At 38.8% G+C, this 19,379-nt stretch carries 14 protein-coding genes and 1 pseudogene; 8 read left to right on the forward strand and 7 right to left on the reverse strand.

Translation table 11 applies throughout. From position 1 onward, the window contains the following. Positions 1-234: 234 nt before the first annotated feature. Genes GNP35_RS09105 through GNP35_RS09125 form a run of 5 tightly spaced genes read left to right on the forward strand, consistent with a single transcriptional unit; the run spans position 235 to position 7,455 of the window. Entirely contained in the window at positions 235-1,515 is a 1,281-nt protein-coding gene (locus tag GNP35_RS09105; RefSeq protein WP_155695795.1) for an efflux RND transporter periplasmic adaptor subunit, read from the forward strand. Then, positions 1,512-2,225, forward strand: a complete 714-nt coding sequence (locus tag GNP35_RS09110) for an ABC transporter ATP-binding protein (protein ID WP_155695796.1) — start codon at positions 1,512-1,514, stop codon at positions 2,223-2,225. Before GNP35_RS09105 ends, GNP35_RS09110 begins: the two co-directional genes overlap by 4 nt. Continuing rightward, entirely contained in the window at positions 2,212-4,728 is a 2,517-nt protein-coding gene (locus tag GNP35_RS09115; RefSeq protein ID WP_155695797.1) for an ABC transporter permease, read from the forward strand. Before GNP35_RS09110 ends, GNP35_RS09115 begins: the two co-directional genes overlap by 14 nt. Before the next feature lie 32 nt (positions 4,729-4,760). Continuing rightward, positions 4,761-6,164 (forward strand): sigma-54-dependent transcriptional regulator, encoded by a 1,404-nt coding sequence (locus GNP35_RS09120; RefSeq protein ID WP_230961351.1) that lies wholly within the window; start codon positions 4,761-4,763, stop codon positions 6,162-6,164. Continuing rightward, the gene (locus GNP35_RS09125) at positions 6,154-7,455 is read left to right on the forward strand and encodes a sensor histidine kinase (protein ID WP_196492471.1); all 1,302 of its coding nucleotides are present in this window, start codon (positions 6,154-6,156) and stop codon (positions 7,453-7,455) included. The genes GNP35_RS09120 and GNP35_RS09125 overlap by 11 nt, the downstream gene beginning before the upstream one ends. A 13-nt stretch (positions 7,456-7,468) precedes the next feature. Here GNP35_RS09125 and tldD read toward each other — a convergent pair whose 3' ends face one another. Genes tldD through GNP35_RS09140 form a run of 3 tightly spaced genes read right to left on the reverse strand, consistent with a single transcriptional unit; the run spans position 7,469 to position 13,907 of the window. After that, positions 7,469-8,908: a metalloprotease TldD gene (gene tldD / locus GNP35_RS09130; RefSeq protein WP_155695799.1), complete on the reverse strand. Its 1,440-nt coding sequence runs from the start codon at positions 8,906-8,908 to the stop codon at positions 7,469-7,471. A 32-nt stretch (positions 8,909-8,940) separates the two neighbouring features. After that, positions 8,941-9,780 (reverse strand): carbon-nitrogen hydrolase family protein, encoded by an 840-nt coding sequence (locus GNP35_RS09135; protein WP_155695800.1) that lies wholly within the window; start codon positions 9,778-9,780, stop codon positions 8,941-8,943. Beyond that, the gene (locus tag GNP35_RS09140; protein WP_155695801.1) at positions 9,777-13,907 is read right to left on the reverse strand and encodes a YhdP family protein; all 4,131 of its coding nucleotides are present in this window, start codon (positions 13,905-13,907) and stop codon (positions 9,777-9,779) included. Before GNP35_RS09140 ends, GNP35_RS09135 begins: the two co-directional genes overlap by 4 nt. 279 nt (positions 13,908-14,186) lie before the next feature. Here GNP35_RS09140 and queG point away from each other — a divergent pair, with 279 nt between their 5' ends. Continuing rightward, a complete protein-coding gene (gene queG / locus GNP35_RS09145; RefSeq protein WP_155695802.1) occupies positions 14,187-15,332 on the forward strand; it encodes a tRNA epoxyqueuosine(34) reductase QueG in 1,146 nt (381 codons plus the stop codon). A 103-nt stretch (positions 15,333-15,435) separates the two neighbouring features. On the opposite strand, the gene cspE is transcribed toward queG, so the two are convergent. From cspE to amrB, 3 genes are all read right to left on the reverse strand, one after another. Next, a complete protein-coding gene (gene cspE / locus GNP35_RS09150; RefSeq protein ID WP_155695803.1) occupies positions 15,436-15,645 on the reverse strand; it encodes a transcription antiterminator/RNA stability regulator CspE in 210 nt (69 codons plus the stop codon). A gap of 297 nt (positions 15,646-15,942) precedes the next feature. After that, positions 15,943-16,077 carry a DUF1289 domain-containing protein gene (locus GNP35_RS15685; RefSeq protein ID WP_330997755.1) on the reverse strand — a complete coding sequence of 45 codons (135 nt, stop codon included), beginning with the start codon at positions 16,075-16,077 and terminating at the stop codon, positions 15,943-15,945. 40 nt (positions 16,078-16,117) lie between these two features. Further along, positions 16,118-16,825, reverse strand: a complete 708-nt coding sequence (gene amrB, locus GNP35_RS09160; RefSeq protein ID WP_155695804.1) for an AmmeMemoRadiSam system protein B — start codon at positions 16,823-16,825, stop codon at positions 16,118-16,120. Between the two features lie 255 nt (positions 16,826-17,080). Here amrB and GNP35_RS09165 point away from each other — a divergent pair, with 255 nt between their 5' ends. Together GNP35_RS09165 and GNP35_RS09170 are read left to right on the forward strand one after the other, a co-directional pair. Beyond that, complete coding sequence (locus tag GNP35_RS09165; RefSeq protein WP_155695805.1) at positions 17,081-17,344, forward strand: GrxA family glutaredoxin; 264 nt, start codon at positions 17,081-17,083, stop codon at positions 17,342-17,344. Positions 17,345-17,435: 91 nt separating this feature from the next. Further along, positions 17,436-18,736, forward strand: a pseudogene (locus tag GNP35_RS09170) (inosine/guanosine kinase). An 84-nt stretch (positions 18,737-18,820) separates the two neighbouring features. Here GNP35_RS09170 and GNP35_RS09175 read toward each other — a convergent pair. Next, positions 18,821-19,339 carry a paraquat-inducible protein A gene (locus GNP35_RS09175; protein WP_196492472.1) on the reverse strand — a complete coding sequence of 173 codons (519 nt, stop codon included), beginning with the start codon at positions 19,337-19,339 and terminating at the stop codon, positions 18,821-18,823. Positions 19,340-19,379 lie beyond the last annotated feature (40 nt).

Consider the following 19,379-nt stretch of genomic DNA (forward strand, 5'->3'; position numbering starts at 1 on the left):
ATTTTCGAGCTTTCTTTTCAACAACGAACAATATGACGTGCGAAATCGCGCACTATTATATTCGCCAAACACTCCACAAGTAACTCGACCCCACCCAAGAAACCACAGACCATTGTTTTAAATAGAAAATAATGAAAACCCTTTTGCTTAACTTTTGGCACAGAGCTTCCATATGTAAAGAGAAATTACAGCTGTAGCAATAAAACCAAAAACAAAAACAAAACGGAATGCACTTTGGACATATCAATTAACAATCGTATGGGAACAAAACGAAAATACGGCATCAGTATTTCTATAAGCGTCTTTATCGTAGGATTCCTGAGCTATTTGATATATGTAAAAACGCCCGTTATCGATGAGAGCCTATTGCCTGTTTTCACTGTGCGGTCTGGAGAACTCAACGTGTTTATTCCGGTTCATGGCTTGTTTAAGTCTGCGCAAGAAACCTTGTTAACAGCAAAAGCGTCCGGTGTTGTCACTGAAATATTAATTAAACCGGGCTCGCCTGTAAAAAAAGGGGATGTTATCGCCCGACTTGAAAATCCAGAATTAATCAAAACCGCCGCTCAACACAAGATTGAATTTTTAGAGCAACAATCATCAGTTTCCGCTTTGAAACTAAAGCATGAACAACAACAACTCGATCTAGAGTCTCAATTGCTTGCCATTGATGCAGCGATTGCACAATCTAAATTAGACGTAAATATTCATGGCCGTTTACAAAAACTAGGGGTCAGCTCCAAAATTGAATTGGAAAAAGCACAGTTGAAACTAACGCTGCAGTCAAAAAACAAAGAGCTTCATCTCAAAAAAATACAACATGCCACCGCCCTCCATGAGTTTGAAGTTGCGCAAAGTGAATTGCAGCTTGATCAAAAACGTCTGACTTTAACGCAAACACAACTTGAGGTTAATTCCCTTGAGATTAAAGCAGAACAAGACGGCGATCTTCAAAATTTACAACTGGAAGTAGGACTAAATATCGATAAAGGCGAAGCTATTGCAAAAATTGGCAGCCGAAATCGTTTAGTCGCAACATTAAATTTACCAGCACATAAAGTGAATGACATTGCGCTCGATGCAGAAGTTAAAATCAACTTAAATGGCAAACTCATCACCACAAAAATCAAGCGTATTGAATCCTTGATAACACAATCTTCTGTTATTGCAGAAACCTATGAATTACACGAACAAATAATTAACGATCAACAACTTCGACCTACCCAAGCGTTTTCCGCTAAGGTCTATAGTGATACTTTAAAAGACCAGGTGTTCGTTGCTCGAGAAAGTGGTTTACAGCCTCACAGCCACCAGCCGGTTTACAAAAAGGTCGGAGATAAATTCCTAACTCAAAACGTGTCCTCAAGCCAAATGACCGACTCAGCCGTTTTAATAAATCAAGGCTTAAAACCAGGTGATATAGTGGTCGTTAAGTTTCCTAAGAACCTATCTTATTTGAGAAATAGAGACGTTTTTAAAATCAAATCGCAGCAAAATAAGGAAATTAAAATATGAATCCAATAATAAAACTCAACAAACTCAACAAGTCTTATAAAAATGAGTTTATTAAAACTTTAGCCTTACAAGACATTGATTTAGAAGTTTACCCGGGCGAATTCATTTCAATTATGGGACCATCAGGTTGTGGTAAGTCTACGTTAATGTCGGTTCTGGGATTGTTAGATAATTTTGATAGCGGAAAATACCTATTATCTGGATTAGAGGCCACAGATCTGTCTCTTGATCAACGCGCTAAAATTAGAAACAAACATATTGGGTTTGTATTTCAATCATTTAACCTTATTGACTCGTTAACTGTCGCTGACAACATAGCAATGCCATTACAATATCAAGGACAAAAAGCAAAAGAGATCGCACAGAAGGTTGAAAACGTCTTAGCGCAAGTCAACTTATCGTCTCGCAGTAAACACTTCCCTGCACAGCTATCTGGAGGACAACAGCAACGTGTCGCAATTGCAAGAGCGATAGTCACTAATCCAGATATTCTTTTAGTTGATGAGCCGACGGGTAATCTAGATTCAAAAAATGGCGATCAAGTTATGCGTTTACTCGTTCAACTAAACAAACAAGGCTCAACCATTATTATGGTGACACACGATACTCGTTATTCTCAATGTGCAAGTAAACAAGTACAACTCATAGACGGCAAAATTGTTATGGAAAACAACGTAAAAGAAACAGAGGTGATGCATGAAGCCAGTTAACTATTTCCTATTTTCTGGGCTTAAAAAACTCTTTAATCAGAAACGTTTTACTTTACCAATACTATTGTCTTTAAGTATTACCATCGGGTTATTAATCGGTGCTTTGGTTATTGCAAATAACAACGCATTAAAGCCACTCTCGGGTGTCAGTAAAGCCCAAAATATCAGCTCAGTTGTGATCGATCTAAATATGACTGACACCCTATCATTTGAAACGATGACTTCACGAGCAGACTTTGGTCAATTCATGCGACATTTTGATGCAAGAGAACAGGCTTTTGTATTTGAAAAACAGCAATCGTTACCACAATTTAATGGTGAATCACTAGATAGTTATGTCTTTAAGGCCCACTTTGCCGCACTCGATATTATGGGCACCAAAACCATCAAAGGCAGCGCGTTAAATGAGAGAAATTTTGAATCTGGGGTTTGGATTTCTGAGTCACTTTATGAAAAGCAACGACAAGCAGGCAATGACTTATTAGGAAAAACAATTACCATTGGCCCCTCTGCTCAATTAGTTGTTGGCATTATTGAAGATATTGCGCTTCCTAGAAAGCTAACTCTAGCCAGTACAGATACTAGTAGCAATATTGTTAACTTAGCTGTACCACAGGTTTGGATCTTTGAAGACTTTTCAAAAATACCTGACTCATCTACTGACGGTCAAATGGCAAGCGAACTCTCTTATTTATATATTGATACAACAAAAGTCACCATTCCCAATAGAGAGGACTTTTTTAAATGGTACTTAACAACAGTCGATGATTCACAAAAAATGATGTATGAGGTGTTTTTAAAGAAACCAGATTCTAACTTAGAGCTCTCCGCTTATCGTGAAGATGTTATGCCAGGTGCAAAAAAAATGTCTCTGTTTTTATTATTGTCCGCATCGTTGCTAGCTTTGATTGCGATAGTAAATGTAACGAACTTGTTTAATGCATATTACACCGCTCGTTTTAATGAATTTTCCGTCCGGCTAATACACGGAGCGCGAAAGTCAGTGTTACGTCGCCAGCTAATGCTAGAAAATACCCCTTTAATGGTGTTCTCAATTTTATTAGCCGTAATCATTGCGAATCTATTTATCGCATTTCTGCCCTTGTTAAGTTTAACTTCTCTCAGTCGCAATGGCACAATGGAGATAGACGCATTAGCTATCACTGCAATTATAGCTATCACCTTGTTGGCGTTTTATATTGGCATTTACCTATCGCTATCTCGCATCAAAGAAAAAGCTCTACAAGGGTATATCCAATCAAGCGGTAAAGGCGTGTCGATGGATTATCAAAATCCATTAACTAAGACTTTAGTTTCGACTCAGTTAGCGTTAACTATTGTGTTTTCATTTGCTGGGTTGGCGATAGCGTATAAAAACTACAATATCGCATTTAGTGATATGGGTTATCAAGTTGAACACATACACAACCTCGAACTGAAAACCGATGACTCTGATTGGGCTGATTCTTTTAATAAAGAAGAGCAAGCATTTTATGGCAGTGATGCACACCAACTGACCTCATCTATAGTAGAAGTCATTGAGCAAAGTGCACTTAAAGTAAGTGTTATTTCTCAAGATTATGGCGTATTAGCAAATATATATAAATTTTATACGCAGTTAGTAACTAAAGAGGATGGCTCAACTCAAATGCTTTCATACTCCCCACTGCACTTACAGCCTGGTTATTTGGAGCAAGCAGGCATAAATATTATTGCCGGCAAGAGTATTACTACTGAACAGTACCAGCAAAATGAAAAGGTCGCGGTTGTAACAAAAAACCTTGCAGACGCAGTCTATCCCAAACTGTCTTATGCAGACATTATCGGCAAACCGGTAAACAAAGATTCTTCTAGCATTATTATTGGTATCGCGGAAAACTTCAGAAGACATCCAAGTAGTATGTCTAGAGAGTCTGCGTATATTTTTAGACCTGATATTCATATCACAGACACCTTACGTTTTACGTTAAAGACCCAAAATGGCGCCGAATTGAACGACCTACTTGAGAGCGACTTATTGTTAAGTAAAATTCAGGTACGCCACCCGCAAATAAAATCATTATCTTTCAAATCTTATCAAGACCATGTGAATGCAGCGACAATGCAGCAAAGGATCATTTTTTATACCTCGTTAATTTTAGTAACCTTCACCCTGCTTCTGGCGGTAGTTGGTATTTCTGGATTAACCATATTAACCACTAAACAAAAATCATACGAACTCGCCATTCGCATGACACAAGGCGCAACACGTTTAGATTTAGTTTCTTTAATGTTAAAGAGAGCCGTCATCATGTTAGTGGCCGGTGTCGCAGTAGGTAGTGTCATTACGTTATGGGTATATGATTATATAAATCTTAATTTTAACGCCGAATTACCTGCATTTAATTGGGTTGCACTGATGGCACTTATCCTGATGAGTAGCGTTATTTATTTACTTTCTGTTATGCTACCAACATGGAATATAGTTGCTCAAAACCCGCTTTCTGCCTTGCGCAGAGACTGATTGGTTTTAACTAAGTAGATTGAGGAAGTACATTGATAGATTCGCCGTTAATTCTTGTTGCTGATGATGATGCAGATATTCGACTAGCCTTATCAATGCTACTAAATGCAAACGGATTTAAGGCAATTGAATCCTCTAGCTTAAAAGAAACGGTGATCCTTGCTCAACGTTTTAAGCCTAGTTTGATTTTACTTGATATGAACTTCCATAGCGATACAACGAGTGGCCAAGACGGCCTCTCTGTATTGCCTCAATTAATAAATGACAATCATAATGTTGTGTTAATGACTGCTTGGGCAACCATAGAACTTGCAGTTAAAGGCTTGCAACTGGGCGCATTAGATTTCATTGAAAAGCCTTGGAACAATCAATCGTTAATTGACTCTATTACCCGACATTTAAGTGCGAGCGCCAGAGGTTCTGGCACAGCTGTTAACGCCACTAAAGGTTTTACTAAAGAATCAATTTCTCGCCATAAGCCCTTTTTTAATTCTACTTCAATGACAGCAATTAATGATCTTATCCAACGTGTTGCTCCAAGTGATGCGAATATATTGATCACAGGTGAAAATGGCGTAGGTAAGTCTCAGCTAGCACAGTACATTCATTCACTTTCTTTAAGAGCAGACAAACCTTTTGTGCCGGTAAATATGGCGGCCATTCCTGAAACCTTGTTTGAGAGTGAGTTATTTGGTCATAAAAAAGGCGCGTTTACAGATGCCAAAGCTGACCGTCATGGTCGATTTAAAGAAGCACACACAGGCACCATCTTTTTAGATGAAATTGGCACTATTCCGTTAAATATTCAACCCAAATTACTGCATGTTCTAGAAACAAAATCCTATGTTCCTGTTGGTGCACGACTAACGGAATACGCAGACACTCGCATTATTTCAGCAACCAATGAAGATTTAGACGCACATATAGGCCAACAGACGTTTCGACAAGATCTGTACTTTAGACTAAATACGATTGTGATCGACATCCCTCCACTTCGACAACGCCTCGATGATATTGAGCCATTGGCGTTAGATTTAGTGAACAGGTTTGCAAATAAGTATAACCAGTCCCACATTACCTTTACTGAAGATGCTTTAACCTTATTGCGTCAACTGCCTTGGCCGGGAAATATTCGCGAGCTCAGTAATGTTATCGAACGATGCGTTTTAATGTGTAGCGACCATATTATTGATAAAACATTAATTGAAAGTTTAATTGGTACACCAAAAAACATCAGTTCAGATACATTAACCACATCGCCTAAGAATTTGACTCTTGATGACATTGAGTCACTCGAAACCATTGAATTAAAAATGATCCAACGCGCCTTAGAAGTCACGCGAGGCAATCAATCAGAAGCCGCAAAACTCCTAGATATTTCACGCCATGCGTTGTCGAGACGTATTGATAAGTTTGGAATTTCTCTTGAAACATAACACGACGTTAATTACTTCATTTTTATTATTGGGTTTAACAATAGTTGGGTTAAGCGTATTAGCTGCTATCGGATTTCAGATGAATTTAGCACTTCTGGGCCTGCTACTGTTATTAGAAAGCTATTTGATCAGTTTTGTTCTCTTTAAAACCTATCAACAAATCGTTAAACCGCAAGAACAATTGAATACCTATTTAGAGGCGCTCATTGCTGGTGAAAATAACCTGTCGATTGATCTAAAACCTGGAAGCATCGAATCAAAATTATTCGAACGTCTTGCGTATTCATCAAATCTTAGTTCTCACTCTACCCAAAGCCCCTATAACTCAGATAAATCTGCGATTGATTTTGAGCGAACGCTTTTTTCACAAATGATGAATAATTGGCCCAGTGTTATTTTAATTTTTAATAAAAATGGTCAACTGTTTTACAAAAATGAATCTGCGCAACATGCCTTTCAAAGACCCATGCTGTTTGGCGATACCTATGACTCGATGGGGTTTAAAACACTTTCGCAACTTTCCCACCCGTTATTAGAGAAAGGTTGGATGCAACAAAGCATTCGTTTCTCAATAAACAAAGGGACGTATTACTTATATAGCGCAGTGGACATTTCGCCCGCGCTATCGAATAGCCGAAACATCGAACAAAACAATATGGTTAGAGTCATCAGCCACGAGATCCGAAACTCTTTGACGCCGATAGAATCGCTGACAGAAACCTTATTATTACAACCTGATATCGATCCAGATAACTTAAATTATGTGTTAACCCGAATTAATAAACGCAGTAAAAAGCTGTTGTCATTTATAAAAGGATATAGCGATGTCGCTAAAATAACTGACGCAAAATGTGACTGGTTTAATTCCGACGAGCTTTTGCATGATATTAAGTCTGTTTCTGCGCGAGCGAATCAAATAAACTATTCAGGACCTGCAGTCATTTTCGGCGACCAAAACTTGTTATCCCAAGCGTTAATTAATTTAGTGCTAAATTCCGAACAGGCTTATCACAGTGAATATCAAAATTTAGACGGTTGGCAATTAAAGATTCAGGTATTTAATGAAAACGCACATCAGGCAATTTGTGTGACGGACAATGGACCAGGGTTTTCTAATATCGATAACGTAAGTACGCCATTTTATACGACGAAAAGTGAGGGAACAGGAATAGGATTGAGTGTTGTTAAGGAAATAGCCAAACGCCACAATGGACAAGTGGAAGTGAAAAATATAACACCAAACGGCGCGCAAATAATCTTATCAATCAAGATGACCCATCACGCCGCATAGACAGCTGCAGAACTTAGTTAGTACCACCAACTGTCATCGCATCTAGCTTTAATGTTGGCTGACCAACGCCCACAGGGATGCTTTGGCCATCTTTGCCACATACGCCAACGCCTTTATCTAAGGCTAAGTCATTACCTACCATTGATACTTGCGACATTGCATCTGGGCCATTACCAATTAAAGTGGCACCTTTAACTGGCTTAGTAATTTTACCGTTCTCAATTAAATAAGCTTCTGACGCCGAGAATACAAATTTACCTGACGTGATATCAACTTGGCCACCGGCAAAGTTGTTCGCGTAAATACCATAATCAACGCTAGCAATAATGTCTTCAGGTGTACTTTGTCCTGGCAACATATAAGTATTTGTCATGCGCGGCATTGGCATGTGTGCAAAAGATTCACGACGGCCATTGCCTGTCGCTGGCACGCCCATTAATCGAGCATTCATTTTGTCTTGCATGTAAGACTTCAATACACCGTTTTCAATAAGTACATTGTATTGTGCCGGTACACCTTCATCATCAATATTTAATGAGCCACGTAAGCCATTTAATGTGCCATCATCAACAATAGTACACAGCTCTGACGCCACAGATTCACCAATTTTGCCGCTGTAATTACTTGAACCTTTACGGTTAAAATCACCTTCTAACCCATGCCCTACCGCTTCATGTAATAACACGCCCGGCCAACCATTACCCAGGACTACTGGCATTGTACCCGCTGGCGCTTCAATAGCTTCTAAGTTAACCGTTGCCATGTGAATCGCTTCATCCGCTACATTTTGATAACGTAATTTACCGTCAGTCAATTCCATAAAGTAGCTATAGTCTGTTCTTGCACCTGCACCAGCACCGCCTCGTTCTTTTCGGCCGTCTTTTTCTAATACAACCGAACAGTTTAAACGAATTAAAGGGCGAATATCTGTTGCCCAAGTACCATCACTGGCAGCAACAAGCACTTCTTCATAAACACCGCTCATGCTAACCACAATGTTTTTTGCTAATGGTGATTGTTGACGAATATAGCTATCAACGTTACGAAGCAACTCCACCTTATCTTTGTTCGTCATCTTTTCAAGAGGCTGACAAGCCATAACAATTTGTTTCTGCTGCGTATTAGTAAATACCTGCTGTTTTGCATTTTGCCCGGCAGCTGAAATACTTCTGGCAGTTTTAGCGGCTTCAGAAATAGCATTAAAGTTCACTTGATCAGAATAAGACAGTCCTGTTTTTTCGCCGCTAACGGCTCTAATACCTACGCCTTGCTCAATGTTATAGCTGCCATCTTTAATGATGCCGTCTTCCATTACCCAAGACTCATGGAAGCTACCTTGAAAATATAAGTCTGCGTAGTCGAGTTGATGTTCCAAAAGCATAGACAGGCCATCGTAAACGCTTTGTTGTGTTAGGCCGTTTGCTGTTAATAATTGTTCTTCAACTTGATTCAAAATAGATCCTATTATGGTGATGCGTCGCCTGGTTAAACCAAACGAGATTTAAATTGATTATGGACAAATACTGGCATTTTACTTCTAATTTCTTGTAACTTTACCATATCTAATGCCGCGCCGAATAAGCCATTTTGTCTTTCAGCATTAACTAAAATGTTGCCCCATGGTGAAACCACGACACTATGGCCAAACGTTTCACGGCCATTCTGATGAACGCCGTTTTGATTTGCGGCCACCATATATAATTGGTTTTCAATAGCTCGAGCTTGAATTAATGGTAGCCAATGAGCATCACCAGTCAATTCGGTAAATGCACTTGGTAATACGATGGTATTGGTGCCTAACGATCTTAGCTCCTGAAATAAACCCGGGAATCGTAGGTCATAACAAATGGCAACACCCACCTTACCTGCTGGCGTATCAAATACCACTAACTTATTGCCTGCCTGTGTTGAATCGGACTCCCTGTAACTGCCCGTGTTGTCGTCTACTTCAACATCAAACAAATGTATTTTTTGATAATCAGCGATGAGAACCCCAATTGGGTCAAATACCAAGCATGTCGCCAAAAACTTATTTTTATTTTGGCTTTTGGTAGGGAAAGAGCCTGCTACCAAATATATTCCGAACTCCTTCGCAATATCAGCTAGTTCAAGCTGAACTGGGCCATTGCCAGTCTCTTCCGCTATACCTAAATTTAGGTTGTCTTTACCACCAAAACAGGCAAAACACTCAGGTAAAACCACAATACTTCCATGCAGATCAGCACCTAAAGTACGGCTTTTCTCCAATAAAGCTGATCTAACAAATGCTAAATTCTCTTTAACATCTGGCGTTGAAGTCATTTGTAATACAAAAGCATTTATCATTGCTCATCACCTTTGTCGTTTTCAACTTTAGACACTTCAGATTCTTTATTCGAAGAGTCATTTTTCACAGACTCTTTATTCAAAGGTTCTTTATTCAGAGGTTCTTTTTTCAGAGGTGCTTTACTCAGAGATTCTTTGTTCAAAGGCTCTACGTTGTTCGTCGCTGGTTTGTTATTTTGCTCCAAAACGGGTTCATTGTTTGTTTTTTCTTCCGTTTCAGTTTTATTAGCTTCTGGTATTACCGGCTCAATAGGTTTCTGTGGCGGCCTTGGCAATTCAATCGTTTTAGTAAAGCGCTTAACTTCTTGGACTTTTGGATCAGCAAGATCCCCCGTCACTTTTAGTCTTACTTCGGAAACGACATCCGCTTTCTCAATAATTTTATCAATGGCGATGCCCGCTAATAATGACAACCCAGCAGAGCCTGGCGCTAACCAAGCTGCAATGACAGGAATACTTGAAGTAATCTTTGGCTTAAAAGTAACGTCATAATTTAGTGTACTTGCCGTGAGATTGGTAAAGCCGCGCATATTCATGTTTCCTGCAACGCCATCCATTCTAATATTCTCTGTATATACCACGCCACTTTCTACCGTTAAAGAGCCTTTAATATCGTTGTAAAACAGGCCCTTCTGGAAAACATCATTAAAGTCAAACTTCAACTTTCGGTAAAGTGAATTTAAGCTAAATAAAGAAAAGATCCTTGCCCCTTTGTCACTTATCTCAGACAAGTAACCCTCGCCCATTTCAAACGTGACTTCACCGTTTAAAGACTCAAATGCAAATTCATGCGGTGCACCATCCCAAGTCAAAGACAACTTAGACTTGAAGTCACTTTGTTTGATACCGGAGTTAAAGCCCCAATCCAACATCCATGGGCCAAAGTATCGGGAGTAAGCATCACCAGTTATGGTGGTATCACCAGAGTCTTCATTACCAATCCACATGCCAGCTAATGACACTTTATTTCGTTGATATTCCATTTCCGCTTTTTCTATAAACAAACTGGTGTCACGCGTAAATGTATCTAACGTAATCTTACCTAAGGGCTTTTCATTATAGGTGCAAACCTTACAAACGATGTGTAATGCGGGCAAACCTGAAATCAATTCGGCCGAGTTGAGTGTGGATTCAACATTATCTGTATTGGCTTCTACTGGCGTGTTTTTAATATGTAAATAGTCGGCATTAATCGTAATTCCTTCTGACTCTATTAGTTCTGGAACAACCACCTCAGCCTCTATTGCCTCGCCCACAAGATTAAATAACCAGTCATTGTTCTTTGGTTTTGCGCTAAGAGTAATGTTGCTCCATTCCTGTCCTAAAATATCAACACGACCAAATTGACCTGAAATTAACTTAGGGGAATCTAACAGGGGTTCAGAATCCCCCGCACCAGACGGCAAAGAATCAATTAAGTCCAATACAAAAGAAAGAGTGGAATCAAATTCAATATTTGGCAGTTTTATATCAATGTTAAAGCCGCTATCCGGCAACAATACGCTGGTAGGCGTTAAGTGCTCACCTATTGTCAAAATGGCCTGTTCCATTTTACTAGAGCTTGTAGGTACGACGCCTATAAAGTTAAGGTCTTCATTCAAATCAATGTAAATGTCATTACTTGTAGCATCACCTAAAACCGAAATATTAACAGAAGACGGTTCACCTACGGCTTTTTGAAGTGGCCCTGTTAATGTATAACCTGCTTTGGTTAAGTCGGTGTTCGCATCCACAAAATATTGGTAATCGTCGCCCTCTTCTATGTTTACACTAAGGGAAATTGTTGAGTTGAGCTCACCTGAAAAATAATCACTAATAGGGCCATTTATTTGTTTTGCTACATCACTGTGCTGCCAACTCGCATCAATTTTACCGTCTAACTTGTAACCTGCACTGCCGTCATTACCAGTAATGTTAAAATCAATTGGCAAACTGTTCCAAAGTCCGCTGGCATCTTTAATAGCAAAAGCGGCGTTTTCGAAAGACACTGCTGACGATAAGTTCTGAATATTTAAGTTTAGACTTGGTAATTGCAAACCTGCTTTTTTAGTTAGCACATCACCACGAACTAAAAACTCCGGTATTTTACCTGATTCATCAGGCCCGTCGCTAAGTGGAATAGACAAGTGAACCTTTGCATCGCCCTTACCTTCAAGCAATACAAACTCAAAAACATCGCCAATTGAATCTTTTAAAGGAGTAGTTTTCACCAAAGAATGAAACTTACTAAACTCTAAATTATCTGGTTGAATATCTAGTTTTAATACTGTGCTTTGAGCAGCCAAATCTATATGGGCGAAGACATCGTTATTAACTTTGAGATCACTAATATCACCACTGTGGGCATTGATATACATATCCATTTTATTAACAATCAAAGTTGCATCTAAATTACGTAGCGCTGGCCAATCCTCACTAAATTCAAAGAAGGTATCCTTCAAACCAGCTGTCACTAAAAACGTACCTTGTCTATTCGGCTCTTCAAAATCAAAAGGCATATCAGCCGGGTCACCATCAATAACAACTTGAGTCAGCTCACCCCTACCTTTTTGAATAGATCGGTTTAGATAAGATAAAGTATTGTCGCCAATTAAATATTTAGGTAGATAATTTGGAATCTTTCCTTGGCTTGGACCGACTATTTCAGCAAAAACGCTTAAATGAGCATCGTCATAATTGAGATACTGAGCATTAGCCTTAATTTTTATATCATTATTTTCAAGTCTAATTTCCGGCAACCACACTTCGGTGCCTTCACTCGAAAGCTTGATATCGGAAATGATTTTTAGCGTGTCATACTTGATAGGTTGTTCAAAAGTGTCTTGAGTATCTAATTCACCACTAAGGCCCGTCATTGAAAAACGTCCTTCGTTGCCCTTCCAGGCTCCTTTTACCGATAAGTCAGTTAAGCCTAAGTATGCTTCGTTAATCGCCACTTCTGGTAAAAAGGAAAAGTTATCAACGTCGACATAAGCCATCATATCGGCTTCATCAGGCCAAGAAATATGCAATGAATTTACATCACCACTCACATTGGTATTTGCCAACAAGCTTGTTTCTTTGGTTGCCGAAAATAAAGAAAAAAGCTGAGTAATGGTGTTTAGATCTACATCATTGGCGATTAATTCCGTTTGCTTATTGCGACGGATTAAATTTAGGTGAAAAGGATTTGGCTGCTGCTGCTCCGTTCTCAACTTTATTTCATTGGCAATGAGTGCCCAATCGCTTTTTGACTGTTGCCATTTTAGAGAGGCTTCATCGATGAATAGCTCTTTCTCGGCATCTTGTTTATTCCAACGAACACCGGTATTTTCAATTTCAACCTGAAACTGCTTTACCAAGCCATCTGAAACTTCACTCCACACTCTAAAGTTGCCCTCAGTAGAGGTAACCGCAATATGCTCACCAATAAATTGAGTTAACCATGGAGTGATGTCGACTTGCTGGGCTTCTAAATAAATCGCACCAAATATTTCGCTTCGGCGTTGGCCATACAAATCCATTCGAAAAGAAAGAGAGTTATCAGAAAAACCATCAATATAAACATCCCCTTGTCCACGATGTCGATTGCCCTCATTTAACCAAGACAGATTATCGATTTGGAAGGTTTGATTCACGCCGTCGGTATGACGCACAATAATGGTACTGTCGGTAACTTGAAACTGCTGAATTTGAGCTAAAAATAAATGACTTAGACCCTCAAATAATTGCGAACCTTGAGACTGAGGCCTAACTTTGAAAAAAACACTGCTGTTGATATACGTGTTAATACCATTTAGCTGGAACGTGCCGGTAACAAGACGCTGCTCTTGCAGAGAACGCCAAAAGTCGATACTGACTTTTGTTTCCATAATGCTAATGTCCAACGGTGCCTGTTCAGAGGCGGACATGGTCACATCGTTTAAAATTATGACAGGCCCTAGCTTTTCCCAACTCGCGCCAATGCTGCCTATGTTAATATCGGCATTAAAATTGTTAAGTACGTAAGTCTCAATTTCACCTTTGTACTTATCTGCATATGGCAAAGTCACCTTCAAAAGGCTAATTATTACCGCAAGCACTAAAACCGCAGTGGCAAATACAGCCCACACGGTTTTGATACTTCTAAATAATAACTTTTTTAACAACGCATCTCTCACAATTACTAGGACAATCCGTTTCTCAATAAGTTTCTTTGCAATCTAAAAAAACGAGGAGTTTATTACGAAGGTAAGCCCTTACTACTACTGTCACTATCATACCTATTTCAACGTCTTTTGCAGTAAAATCTCCGGTAAATATCAACAAAATTCTCTAAAAAACGCCTACTTTTACCCATAACAGAATCTCTAATTTTAACTATTCCGCAACACGTGCTTTAAATGGTAAAGTAGCGTTTTCATTTAACATCAATTTGACCTTTGTTTATGACCTCTGCCCGTTCTGATTACAACCAACTTGCCAATAAAATTAAACAGTGGGGCACTGAACTTGGCTTTCAAAAAGTGGGGATCACTGATATTGATCTCAGCGAACAGGAACCTCGTTTTTTGGAGTGGTTGGAGAATGGTTATCATGGCGATATGGAATTTATGTCACGTCATGGATTAAAGCGCTGTAGACCAGACGAATTATTACCGGGCACGCTCAGTGTTGTCAGCGTAAGAATGGACTATTTACCTGAAAACGCTGCGTTTGCAGACACGTTGGACGACCCTAATACCGCATACATATCTCGTTATGCACTAGGGCGTGATTATCACAAAGTGTTACGAAATCAGCTTAAAAAATTAGGTAAACTAGTGGCTGATGAAATTGATGATGCTGACATGCAGTTTAGACCTTTTGTTGATTCGGCTCCAGTATTAGAGCGCCCATTGGCAGAAAAGGCTGGACTTGGCTGGGTAGGAAAACACTCACTGGTTTTAGACGAGGAAGCCGGCAGTTGGTTTTTTTTAGGTGAGTTGTTTTTACCTGTTGCATTACCAAACGACCAACCCGTGAAAGAGCAATGTGGTTCCTGTGTCGCATGTATAACAATTTGTCCTACGCAGGCTATTGTTGCACCTTATGTTGTTGATAGTAAAAAGTGCATTTCCTATCTCACTATTGAACTTAAAAAAGCCATTCCAGAACATTTTAGAAAGGCTATGGGCAATCGCATATATGGTTGTGATGATTGCCAATTAATATGCCCATGGAATCGTCAGGCACAAATATCAAAGCAACCTGATTTTGTTCCTCGAGACGATCTAAACAATCCAGACTTGCTAAAACTATGGCAGTGGCAAGAAAGTTATTTCTTGAAAGTAACCGAAGGCTCTCCTATTAGGCGAATAGGTTTTGAGTGCTGGATGCGCAACATTGCAGTGGCACTTGGCAACGCGCCATTTTCGATCACTGTAATAAATGAGCTTGAGAGCAAATTAGGTGAAATAAGTGACCTAGTTGATGAACATATAGTTTGGGCGTTAGAACAACAAAAAGAAAAAGCAGAAACTGCGGGTATAGAGAATAGAAAATTGAAACGCTTGATCAAAGCGGTGAGAATTGGGTTACCCCGAGACGCTTAATAGTTTTGAGGTTTATTGATACTCCACTCTTTCGATTTATCAAATTATAGGCATAAAAAAAGAGCGTTAAAAACGCTCTTTTTGTCAAACATTAAAGGCTAAATTAGTTAGCTTCAACGTTTGCAGCTTGTAAACCTTTTTGACCTTCTTCAACGTCAAAAGTTACTGCTTGACCTTCTTTAAGGCTTTTGAAACCTTCGCCAACGATAGCACGGAAATGTACGAATACATCTTTGCCGCCATTGTCTTGAGTTAAAAATCCGTAACCTTTCTCTTCGTTAAACCACTTAACTGTACCAGTCGATTTAGACATAATAGTAAACCTTATATATATAATTTCAATTTTTTTGATACACATGTATCAGCTGTATCTTTGCGGAGTTTAATCAATTGCAAATGTGTCACTAATTAAAATTACGTGGCTCAAATCGACTAAAAAATGAGTACATCGGTATAAATAATTACATGAAGCTTTCAAACAATTTAATAAGTCTCGTTAAAGACGGGACGTATCATAACACATCAATTTCAAAAAGCTTATTAAATGAACGTCAAAATTGAATTTAATTGCCTTTTTTTTCTTTAACCCTTGTATAACAACGGTTAAGGGTTATTTTTTTTTCGCTATTAGACATTTGGACCAGGCCATTATCTCATTTATGTCCCGATAACAGCCAATACAGACATTCTTTTCATCTAAACAGCAGTTCCTAATACAAGGAGAACTCACTTCTTCTGTTGTCACAATCTTTTAATTCCCATAACCAAATCCAATACTAACTAAACTAATGAACTATAAAGCTCTGATATTTTGATCTGAATTCATTTGACGGAGCCTGCTCAGTATCAAAAGTATCTGCATGCTTTAATTTTCTTTCTTCAAATTCAATATAACTGACATAATTTTCAAACAGTCTCTGTTCGTGCAAATCCATGCATCGCTGCTTATGTTTATCTATATCGACGGATAATATAGTCAAGGTTTGGTTATTAAAAGGCAAGCTAGTAAACAACAAGTTCATATCTAGGTCTGACATTTGGCCAATAAGCACAGGTAAAATCTCAAAATCAGACAAACAGGTTTGTAAATACGGTAACTGCGCTTCAATTCGACTGGATTTGTTATGCTCCCTATCACTTCTATGAACAAAAGGTAACAACGCCAAGCTATTTATGTAGCGTTCAGTTACCTTCACTCGCCCTAAGGGCGTTTTGTATTCATCACAGATAGGTAACGCGGCTCCTACAACCGCATTTGATGCAGCGCCAATAATCACAACTCTATTTATGTACGGATAGTACTTTGATAGGTGTCTAAACGCCGCAGCAGAAGCTCTCCCAGACACTTTCATTTCAGCATGAGGAACAACCAATGCGTAAGGGAATTCAATCCCCTTAGGCATGGCTAATAAATCCTGAGCAATATCAGTGACTAATTCATCAGCGTCTGAAGCATATAAATTTCCTGCAGCATTGGGTGGTCTAATAATCATAAAGTACTCCTAAACAACTCACTCTAGTATAGGTGACTTTTCAGTCCACAAGTTCTTGTACCCCTTTATTTATGGGTTTCACAGGCCTCTTTTTGTTTTTTTAACGACAAACCAATAGTTTGACTAGCTAATAAAATTTTGGAATAACAAAGTTAGAAAGTACATCAATAGATTCTATCAATGTCATCGATTTTATTGAATTTACCTAATAGCAATCTTTGCTAGACTGTATGCAATTCATTTAGGAGAGATTTTATGTTTACTGTTATTTTTGGACGTCCTGGTTGTCCGTATTGTGTTCGTGCTAAAGAGGTTGCAGATCAACTTAAAGAGTCACGAGATGACTTCAATTACCGATATGTTGATATTCAAGCTGAAGGTATCAGCAAAGCTGATTTAGAAAAGTCTGCAGGCAAGCCTGTTGAAACAGTTCCACAAATCTTTGTTGATCAAACACATATTGGTGGATTCACTGAATTTGAAGCTTACTCAAAAGCAAATTTGGGCCTTTATCAATAGAACTATTACAAAATAGAATAAACTATTGGTTAATAATGTAACCAAAATGTCATACAATGCGCGCCAAATTTTTATTCGCGTAAATTGAGCTATGAGATTTCCTGGTAGACGTAAACATCGACATTATTTCCCGGTAGAGAAAAAAGATCCGGTTACCAACAAAATAAAAGTGGATGGCAAGTTAAAGCATCCATACGTTGTTGGTATGGATCAAACCATTGTTGATATTGAAGCTCATGTTTCACGTGAGCTCCTTGATCAATTTGACTTAAAAATAGGTTTATCTCAATTGGTTTCAAGCGACTTGGCGGAAGAGTTATATCGCCACATTTTTGATAACGATTTAATCGTTGATCAACACGCAGGTGGAACCATTGGCAATACTATGCACAATTATTCGGTATTAGCGGATGATCGCTCTGTACTCTATGGAGTCATGAGTGAAAATATCAAAGTTGGTAACTACGCTTATCGCTACCTTTGTAATACTTCCTCTCGAGTTGACTTACAGCACTTACAACCTGTTGATGGCCCTATAGGTAGAGCCTTTACATTAATTACTGAAGACGGCGAACGTACTTTTGCCATTGACTCAGGCGTAATGAATAAATTAACGCCAGAGTTTATTGACGAAGACTTAATAAAAACGCATCTTCATTTGTAGTTAGTGCTTACTTTACTCGTTGTAGCGAAGGCGACACGCTTGATCAAGCTGCTATGCAAGCTATTGAATATGCGAATAAACATCAAGTTCCTGTGGTTTTAACCTTAGGCACTCGTTTTATGATTGATGAAAAACCACAGTGGTGGCGTGATTTCATTAAAAAGCATGTTCAAGTTTTAGCAATGAACGAAGAAGAAGCTGAAGCCTTAGTTGGCACTAAAGATCCTTTGTTAGCTGCTGAAAAAGCACTAGAAATTGCAGATCTTGTGCTGTGTACAGCGGGTCCTCAAGGCCTTTACATGGCTGGTTATACCGACAAAGAGTTCAAGAGAAAAACCCAGTATCCGTTGTTGCCAGGTAGTATTCCTGAGTTTAACCAGTACGAATTTTCTAGACCTTTGCTTAAACAAAACTGTAAAACGCCTATTAAAATATATTCGCACATTGCGCCGTATATGGGTGGTCCAGATGAAATTAAGAATACTAATGGTGCAGGCGATGGCGCGTTAGCCGCGGTGATCCATGACATTACCGCTAATGTTTTCCATAAGCTAAATGTTCCTGAGTCTAGCAAACATTCTATTCCTGCTATTTCGTATTCTTCACTAGCGCAAATATGTAAGTATGCAAACCGTGTTAGCTTTGAAGTATTATCACAAAGCTCGCCAAGGTTATCTAAAGGCTTACCAGATAGAGAAGATAGTTTGGAGTCTGCATACTGGCACTAGCCAATTATGCAGTAAGTAAGCTAGCTTTATTATATTGCAACAAGCTAGCTTTGCTGTAAGCCAGTCTTGTTATAAGCCTATTTATTATATGAAAGGCGATTCTTTTGAGTCGCCTTTTTTATTGGCCGCACGCACCACTAAATGGGTTACCGCCATTGTTAGCAAAACCGAAATGCCAAACACATACAAACCGTTATGAGTTTGAATATTGACAAAAGCGCCTAACTTTACCGTTACAATCAGAAGAGCAACAACCATCACATCAAGCATAGCCCAACGACCGTAATCGTGCATAAGGTTTAATAATCGTTTGCTTTTATTCAAATATTCTAACTTCTCAAAGCTGAGTAAAAGATAAAACAGAACACCTAGTTTTAAAACTGGCAGCAGAACACTCAAACCTAAGATCACCACAAATAAAAAATATCGACCCTCAGCAAACAAGTCGTAAATGCCTGACGAAATAGAAAAAGTATTATCTAAAAAGATAAACTTACTCACGGTCATAATTGGCATAAACAAGCCTATTAAAAACAATCCACTCGTTAGTATTAATAACGTTAAAAGGCTATAGCGATATCGTTTTGATGATAAACCTTGCACGCGCACTCCTCATTTAATTTATGAATATGATACTTATAGA

This window comes from Psychrosphaera haliotis, from assembly GCF_009728465.1.
Taxonomy (GTDB): Bacteria; Pseudomonadota; Gammaproteobacteria; order Enterobacterales; family Alteromonadaceae; genus Psychrosphaera; species Psychrosphaera haliotis.

Excerpts from the sequence above, each read along its gene's own strand:
- GNP35_RS09110 (WP_155695796.1), top strand. The coding sequence starts at position 1,512 with ATGAATCCAATAATAAAACTCAACAAACTCAACAAGTCTTATAAAAAT.
- GNP35_RS09115 (WP_155695797.1), top strand. The coding sequence starts at position 2,212 with ATGAAGCCAGTTAACTATTTCCTATTTTCTGGGCTTAAAAAACTCTTT.
- GNP35_RS09135 (WP_155695800.1), bottom strand. The coding sequence starts at position 9,780 with ATGATAAATGCTTTTGTATTACAAATGACTTCAACGCCAGATGTTAAA.
- queG (WP_155695802.1), top strand. The coding sequence starts at position 14,187 with ATGACCTCTGCCCGTTCTGATTACAACCAACTTGCCAATAAAATTAAA.
- cspE (WP_155695803.1), bottom strand. The coding sequence starts at position 15,645 with ATGTCTAAATCGACTGGTACAGTTAAGTGGTTTAACGAAGAGAAAGGT.
- amrB (WP_155695804.1), bottom strand. The coding sequence starts at position 16,825 with ATGATTATTAGACCACCCAATGCTGCAGGAAATTTATATGCTTCAGAC.
- GNP35_RS09165 (WP_155695805.1), top strand. The coding sequence starts at position 17,081 with ATGTTTACTGTTATTTTTGGACGTCCTGGTTGTCCGTATTGTGTTCGT.